Origin of the sequence: Altererythrobacter sp., from assembly GCF_050299635.1 — a bacterium.
Lineage (GTDB): Bacteria > Pseudomonadota > Alphaproteobacteria > Sphingomonadales > Sphingomonadaceae > Erythrobacter.
This window is the reverse complement of sequence record NZ_JBNKWF010000013.1, coordinates 1-6,314: the sequence shown is the minus strand read 5'-3', so window position 1 is coordinate 6,314 and position 6,314 is coordinate 1. Positions and strand designations below refer to the sequence as shown.

Here is a 6,314-nt window from a genome sequence, read left to right as displayed (position 1 = left end):
TGTTGCCGGAGCAAGGATCGCGCCTGATCGATCGGGTGCCGCAGCGGAATGATGAGGGATGCATCGGGGAATGCCTGGGCAAGTGCGTCCAGACGCGCGATATTGGCGTTGTTCTTGGAAACATAGCGCGTCGCGGTCGCATTCGACATGCCACGAGCGACACAGATCGCCCGCATATGGCGTTGCAGGGATGACAGGAACTTTGGGTCCAGCCGTTCGCGAAGCCGGATGCAATCGCTGTGAAAATCTTGGGGATACCCGTGCTGCCACAGCACTTCTTCAAACGCCTCTGGGCTGTCGGCTGAAACCAGCATCCCGTCGCCATGGCTACGCTCCTTGGCGTCCTGTCGCACCTGGAACTTGCCTGACAGCTGCTGCCAGATCACTGGCGAAAGCACGAACGGCATATCACGGTAGGTATGCGTTGCCGTATCCGGATGACAGGAAAGAACTTCGAGCATCAGCGTGGTGCCGGCGCGCGGCAATGCGGTGACGAAGATCGGTGCACCCATCCTTTGCGACGCCAGGCGATCGCCGAAGCGCCGGTCTTCCATGTCCATCAGGATATGTTGCGGCGCGCGCGCACGGAACGCGATGCGATGGACCATCCGGTCCGCCCAGTTATAGTCCTCCAGAGCCATGCATTTTCCGCGCGCTCAACCTGCCAATCAGCCATGGAGCGGAGCCAAAACCAACAATCGTGAGTATGACTACCAGCGGCTCCAGCGAGAACAGGAGGAAGCCTTCATAGGTCAGCAAACCGGCTTGTTCCGCAATTGCTACGGGCAGCACGCAGGCAGCAAGCACAACGGCAAGGCCCACCGACAGTTTCACGGTCACCGCCAGCAGCCTGATCGAATGGCGCCGAATGGCAACTTCCTTTTCGTCATCGCTCAGCGCCTTGTCGAACATTGTGGCAAACGCCAGGCGCATCATGCGCGTCATTTGCTTTGTCTGCGGCCAGATATGCAACAGGTGAAACGTTGCGGCGAGCAACAGGCAACTGGTGATATAGGCCAGGATCACGCGTCTTCCTCGGTGCCATCCTCAGCGGCAATTTCAGCCGTATCTGTCCCTTCGCTCTTGTCCTTTTTCCGGCTCAGCGCCCGCTTGAGCGGGAACCAGACGAAACCGAACAGCATCAGCAAGAAGACACCGAGAAAACTGAGAATCGACCCTAGCGCGCTAAGGCCGGCGCCGGCACCCATATAGGCATAGGCCGGCTCTGCTGTGAGCGCAGTTGCCACGGTGCCAGCAAGAAGCACTGCCTTCTTGTTCATGATGGGCATTTTAGTGAATCCTTTTCAAAATAGTCTAGCGGCACACGCATGCCGGATGAAAAAAGCGACGCATGCTCGCTGTCATAGGGCAATCGATAGTCCCAAACGATCTTGCCTGTCGGGGTAACCTCAAAGGCACGGCCAGCCATCGACTCTACAATCAGTTCATTCCCGTTTTCGAGGCGTTGATGGGTGCCCATGATATTCGATTGAAACCAGTCATCCTCGCTCTTTGGATAGATAACCCTAGTTGTTTCAGTTGCAGGATCAAAGCTGAGTATTTCGCTGCCCTTGTGCGTGCCCACGACCATAGGAGAACGGTTGTTGAACATCTCGATCGTCCCATCGGGCATGATATCGGGGTCATGCTGGCGCACCCAGGCCCCTTGCTTGTGCCATTTGAGCTGGCCGGTTTGCTGATCGAGAATTATCAGCATGTTCATGGCTCTGAGCGACAAGAGGAGATCGCCAGGTTCGACGCCCTGGATCTTCTCGGCCAGAGGCCCGGTAACGATATTGATGTCGTTGATGTGCGTCGCATCGGTTATTTTTTCAGCCAGTGACTGGTAGATCGGCCCTTCGAGGCCCGCCTCGACGATTGCTCCAAGTACCGAGAATTGCTTCTCGATCTTGCCGTCAGCCGTCATCAACACCACGCTATCGTGATAATAGTGATCGGTATTGATCATATCGTCGATCTCTTGCGGATCTTCGCCAAATGGCATCCACTCCCGTGGAGTATCCTTGGCATCGATATGGCTGGGTATCCAGAATTTGCCGTCATCCGTTGGCGTGACGGAGTGGTGCGTTGGCCGGTCTGAACGCCACATCACGTTGGAACAGGCGTCCACACGAACCGAGCCGAGCGCGGTGAAGTTCGCGATCAGTGAACCATCGGGGAGCGGCCACATGCCCTGATTGATATATTGAAACTCCGATACCGGAATGCGTTTCGCAGGGATCATCTCCGCCGCATCGGGCCAGGCCTTGTAGAAGTCGAGCTTCCAGCGATGCACCTCGCGCCCCTGCGCGTCCAGCATCCGTACCTGGTGGCCACCCGGCATGATGCCCTGGATCATGGTGTAGCCCGGTTGAACATGCGCCGCATCGTTCGTCACCAGGCCTTTGCCAGGATGTACAATTGGCTCCAGTATCAGCGATCGGTCCAGCATCCGGAGCCTGACCATGGTCATCGTGGCCGTCGCACCTTCGGCAAGCTGTTTGAAGGGCGCCACCCCCATAGCACCGGCCATCCCGCTCAGCACGAGTACGACCAGCATCAGGAACAATCGCTCTGCAGTCTGTAATCTGGTATTCTCAGCCATATTCCCCCCGTCTGCTGGCCGCTTCTACAGACAAATTACTTTCAAATTCACTATAACCGATTCCATCTCGTCAATTCCCGCCATCGCCGCGGGGCAATGCGGCGATGCAGAAGATACCAACGGTGTTTACTTGCAGCGGGAACCTGCCCTAACCAAGCCAACGCGCAGCGTCACTCGTCATCGCAGGCATATCCATTGCTAATTTTCTTCAGGCGACCAAGCGGCTGGATGCATGGAGCCAAGGTCTAGGCATTGGTCTCGATCTTCGGGCGCGCGACCTCGGCCGAGCTCGATTTCGAGCAGGTCGAACTGATCAAGTAAGGCGGGCTGCCCATCTGCAACTGCGGATATTTTAGGCGCACTCCGTAGCGTAAAGCGAGTGCCGAGCGCTCTATTTTGCCTTCTTGCGCGCTGGTTTGGACTTCGAAGCGCTTTTCATCGCCGCCAGTTCGGCACCGATATCAGCCTCGCGTTGGAGCGCAGCGATCTCCACATCGATATCGACGGGCGCAGCCTCGGCCTGATTCTCGTTCGCGAAGTTGGTGCGCCGTTCGATCCTATCAATGCGGTCGAGAAGGCGTGTAGCCTTGCTGTCGCTTACGGAGGTAGATGCTGGGGGAGGCGTCGGTGCAGGGCGCTCGGCGACGGCCGATTGCAGCCGTGCATTCACATCCTCTCGCTTGCTCTCGAGTTGGGCGATTGCCTGTTCGATTTCGCCAGCCTGCTGGCTGGTCTGATCTGCTTCGGCTTCCAAAGCCCTTGCATGGGCCAAACCATCTTCGCGTGCCAGCAACGCTGAACGGGCCAAGTCTTCGCGTTTGTGATCGACTGCGGTCTTGGCCTTGACGGTCCAGCCTTGTGCATCCTCTTCAACCTGCCGTGCCTTGTCGGCAAGCTGAGCGGCCTTGCGCTGTGCCCTGGCGAGATCGCTGTGCAAAGCAACCAAGCTCTCTTCGATTTCCGTACGGAGCAGCCGCAGCATTTTCTGCGGGTTTCCGGCTTTCCCGACCAGAGTATCGAGATTGCTGGCAGCCAGTTCACGGATACGAACGGCAATATGAATCATGGAAATTGGCCCTTCTTCAATATTGAGCATCCTAAAACTATAGTAGAAACTTAAACAAAACAGAAATTTGCTTGTGAAAAGGATCCTCTGGTCGACGAATCCTGGCCCCGGTTCCATCTTCGGGGAGGAGTACTTCGCGTCTTTCCTACAGGCATTGCATTGATGCAGCATGCCGCCATGACCATTGCCCTGCCTCGCCGGCCTTCAATCATGTCGTCAATCATGTCACCGCTGCCGTTTGCTATGGGGCATATTTCCTTGCCCAGAACCCTGTTCCATGTGTTCCATCCTGTAGGATTTGGCGCTTGTCTGTTTCGCCTCAAGCGCCGGCGCTCGCGTCCGCTCACTTGGCTTCCGCGTATTCGGCGCGACGGCCAGTCGGCCTTGCGGTCGCTTGGTCAGCGACCGAATCCATTACAAACCCATTATGTTCTGCGCCGATGCTACGCATTCAGCTGGTATATCGCTTGCATTCCCCGCCTGAAACGCTATGTGCGCGCCTTCCCTGGCATAAGCTTTGGAAAACCGTGCGGGAGGCTCGCAGATGCAGGCCGCTGGACCGCTTAACATGAGAGCCGCCGCAAACCGTTCAGGCGAACGCGGTTCGACAGTGTGAAAGGAGGCCATCATGGCCAAGAAGATTGACGGCTATATCAAGCTGCAGGTGCCTGCGGGCATCGCCAACCCGTCGCCCCCCATCGGCCCTGCGCTGGGTCAGCGCGGCGTCAACATCATGGAATTCTGCAAGGCCTTCAATGCTGCGACCGACAGCATGGACAAGGGCATGCCGATCCCGACGATCATCACGGTCTATGCCGACCGTTCGTTCACTTTCGTCACCAAGACTCCTCCGGCGAGCTTCCTCATCAAGAAGGCGGCCAAGCTGAAGTCGGGCTCGAAGGAGCCGGGCAAGGTTTCGGCCGGAACCATCAAGCGTTCCGCACTGTCGGAAATCGCAGAGATGAAGATGAAGGATCTCAACGCGAACGATATCGAGCAGGCAACCAAGATCATCGAAGGCTCTGCCCGTTCGATGGGCCTCGACGTGGTGGAGGGCTAAGACGATGGCAAAGCTGACCAAGAAGCAGAAGAACCTGGCCGAGCTCGATCGTGAGAAGCTCTACAGCGTCGACGAAGCACTCGCCACGCTGCGCCAGTTCAAGAGCAAGTTCGACGAGACTGTCGAAGTCGCGATGAACCTCGGCGTCGATCCGCGCCACGCCGACCAGATGGTCCGCGGCATGGTCTCGCTGCCTTCGGGCACGGGCAAGGAAGTCAAGGTTGCGGTATTCGCCAGGGGCGACAATGCCGACAAGGCGCTGGCCGCCGGTGCCGACAAGGTTGGCGCCGAAGACCTGATGGAAGACATGCAGGCCGGCAATCTCGATTACGACCGCGTGATCGCAACGCCCGACATGATGGGTGTCGTCGGTCGCCTCGGTAAGGTTCTCGGCCCCAAGGGCCTGATGCCGAACCCCAAGCTGGGCACCGTCACGCCGAATGTGGAACAGGCCGTGAAGGACGCCAAGGGCGGCCAGGTCGAATTCCGTGTCGAGAAGATGGGCATCATCCACTCCGGCATCGGCAAGCTGTCGTTCAAGGATGACGACCTCAAGGCCAACTTCAAGGCACTGACCGAAGCCGTGGTGAAGGCCAAGCCTTCGGGCGCCAAGGGCAAGTATGTGAAGAAGATTTCGCTGACCAGCTCGATGGGCCCCGGCCTCAAGGTCGACCTCGGCGAAGTCGAAGGCGCGTAAGCTGCCGGCGCGATAGCGTCTGCGCGCTATCGCTCGAAGCGAAACAAGAAAAGGGCCGGGGGAGCGATCCTCCGGCCCTTTTGTATTGCGCGATTAAGAATGCCTGTCTTAGGGTGGATGGAACGTCCGAAATCGGGTCGCTAGCGGACCTTCAAATGCCGCCCAGAGTGAAATCCAGGCCGTTTTCGCCAAGTGCATCGCACAGTGCGCTAACGCAGCTCTTCAAATCGGCCTCGCTCGTCGAGCGCACCACGAAATTCGCACCCACGCGCCCTTCGCGAAAGAATGGATAGGAGCCGATCTGACAATTTTCATGCGCCTGTTCGACCTGACGCAACAAGGGCGCAACTTCGCTTTCGGGAGTCCAGCAGCCGATCGTTTCGCTCAGCAGTGGCGCGCCGCCTTCCAGCTCGCCCGTCAGCGCGTCGAGCATTCCCGCGGTGATATGCGGCACGCCCGCCATCAGGAACAGATTGCCCAGCCGGATGCCGGGCGCACCCGACATGCGGTTGGGGATCAGCTCCGCACCTTCGGGTACGCGGGCCATGCGTAGCCGCGCTTCGTTGATCCCGCCCTTGTCGGCATAGTAGCGTTCGAGAATTGCGCGCGCGGTCGGGTGGACCACGACTTTGACGCCCAAGGCCTTCGCCACGGCGTCGACGGTGATATCGTCATGCGTCGGGCCGATGCCGCCGGTGGTAAACAGGTAATCATTCGCAGCGCGCAGGGCGTTGACCGCCTCGACGATCCTTTCCTCGATATCGGGCACCACGCGCACTTCCGACAGGCGGATGCCTTGCACCTGCAACCAGCTCGCGACCTGTGCGATGTTCTTGTCATGCGTGCGACCAGAGAGAATCTCGTCGCCGATCACGACGAGGCCCGC

The 6,314-nt window shown here is 58.4% G+C and carries 8 protein-coding genes; 2 read left to right on the top strand and 6 right to left on the bottom strand.

The genetic code is table 11. The features are described 5' to 3' along the window. The 5 genes from ACQY6C_RS08515 to ACQY6C_RS08495 all read right to left on the bottom strand — a co-directional run. Positions 1–641 (bottom strand): sulfotransferase (locus ACQY6C_RS08515; protein ID WP_427967533.1); only part of this gene is annotated, 641 nt, incomplete at its 3' end. Beyond that, positions 622–1,026 carry a hypothetical protein gene (locus ACQY6C_RS08510; RefSeq protein ID WP_427967530.1) on the bottom strand — a complete coding sequence of 135 codons (405 nt, stop codon included), beginning with the start codon at positions 1,024–1,026 and terminating at the stop codon, positions 622–624. The genes ACQY6C_RS08510 and ACQY6C_RS08515, both read right to left, overlap by 20 nt. After that, entirely contained in the window at positions 1,023–1,289 is a 267-nt protein-coding gene (locus ACQY6C_RS08505) for a hypothetical protein (protein ID WP_427967527.1), read from the bottom strand. Before ACQY6C_RS08505 ends, ACQY6C_RS08510 begins: the two co-directional genes overlap by 4 nt. Further along, complete coding sequence (locus ACQY6C_RS08500; protein WP_427967524.1) at positions 1,277–2,605, bottom strand: arylsulfotransferase family protein; 1,329 nt, start codon at positions 2,603–2,605, stop codon at positions 1,277–1,279. Before ACQY6C_RS08500 ends, ACQY6C_RS08505 begins: the two co-directional genes overlap by 13 nt. Before the next feature lie 391 nt (positions 2,606–2,996). Continuing rightward, positions 2,997–3,842: a PspA/IM30 family protein gene (locus tag ACQY6C_RS08495; RefSeq protein ID WP_427967521.1), complete on the bottom strand. Its 846-nt coding sequence runs from the start codon at positions 3,840–3,842 to the stop codon at positions 2,997–2,999. Positions 3,843–4,299: 457 nt separating this feature from the next. Between ACQY6C_RS08495 and rplK the strand changes: the two genes are divergently transcribed. Both rplK and rplA read left to right on the top strand, forming a co-directional pair. Further along, complete coding sequence (gene rplK, locus ACQY6C_RS08490; protein WP_427967518.1) at positions 4,300–4,731, top strand: 50S ribosomal protein L11; 432 nt, start codon at positions 4,300–4,302, stop codon at positions 4,729–4,731. Positions 4,732–4,735: 4 nt separating this feature from the next. Further along, positions 4,736–5,428, top strand: a complete 693-nt coding sequence (gene rplA, locus ACQY6C_RS08485; protein WP_427967515.1) for a 50S ribosomal protein L1 — start codon at positions 4,736–4,738, stop codon at positions 5,426–5,428. 151 nt (positions 5,429–5,579) lie between these two features. Here rplA and ACQY6C_RS08480 read toward each other — a convergent pair. After that, a partial coding sequence (locus ACQY6C_RS08480) for a competence/damage-inducible protein A (RefSeq protein WP_427967512.1) occupies positions 5,580–6,314 on the bottom strand: 735 nt, incomplete at its 5' end.